At 52.6% G+C, this 352-nt stretch carries 1 protein-coding gene; it reads right to left on the minus strand.

The window, feature by feature from the left end; translation table 11 throughout:
- A partial coding sequence (locus CAY35_RS10050; protein ID WP_181377559.1) for a transposase occupies positions 1-312 on the minus strand: 312 nt, incomplete at its 3' end.
- Between the last annotated feature and the right edge of the window lie 40 nt (positions 313-352).

Below are 352 nucleotides of genomic sequence, written 5' to 3' on the forward strand. Positions count from 1 at the left end.
AGACTCGCGGTAAGATCTCACCCACGGATAAACCGACATTTTCGACGTCAGATCTAACTCACGAGCAATATCCTCTGGCCGCCAACCAGCTTCAAACAGCTCGACAGCACCAATCTTAGTTTCTAGCGAATACCGCTTAACAGGCCGCCTTCTCCTAGGCTTACGGCCCTTAGGCTGAGGATTCCTCAACCATGAATACAACGTCCACCGACCGGGATATCCCAGCACACGAACCGTCTTCGTCACCGACTGAGTACGACGATAAACCGCCAAAGCTCTCGCACGCTGCTCGGGCGTATAAACAACTTTCACGAACAGAATCCTTCCAAGATTCCGTCCGCACCCCCTTTTG

Origin of the sequence: Pseudoglutamicibacter cumminsii, from assembly GCF_003143995.1 — a bacterium.
Classification (GTDB): Bacteria; Actinomycetota; Actinomycetes; order Actinomycetales; family Micrococcaceae; genus Pseudoglutamicibacter; species Pseudoglutamicibacter cumminsii_B.